This is a genomic window from Marinobacter halodurans, assembly GCF_004327985.1.
Lineage (GTDB): Bacteria > Pseudomonadota > Gammaproteobacteria > Pseudomonadales > Oleiphilaceae > Marinobacter_A > Marinobacter_A halodurans.
In genome coordinates, this window is sequence record NZ_SJDL01000257.1 from 1 (window position 1) to 225 (window position 225).

General features: G+C 63.1%; 1 protein-coding gene. It reads right to left on the reverse strand.

Annotated features, from left to right (window positions below; genetic code table 11):
• The coding region (locus tag EZI54_RS24280) for a reverse transcriptase domain-containing protein (RefSeq protein WP_242674600.1) at positions 1-225 on the reverse strand (225 nt) is incomplete at both ends.

Consider the following 225-nt stretch of genomic DNA (forward strand, 5'->3'; position numbering starts at 1 on the left):
TCTTCGCCGCGTTCACCGTCAGGCGCAGGCGTGCTTTCAGGAAGTGGGTGATACTGGCCATGACCCGGTGGCCTGCTCGTCTGCTGCGAACGTAAATATTGCAGTCGTCCGCATAGCGGCAGAACCGGTGGCCCCGGCACTCCAGTTCCCGATCCAGTTCGGTCAGGAGCACGTTGGAGAGCAAGGGTGACAGAGGCCCACCTTGCGGCGTGCCTTCCCGTCTCG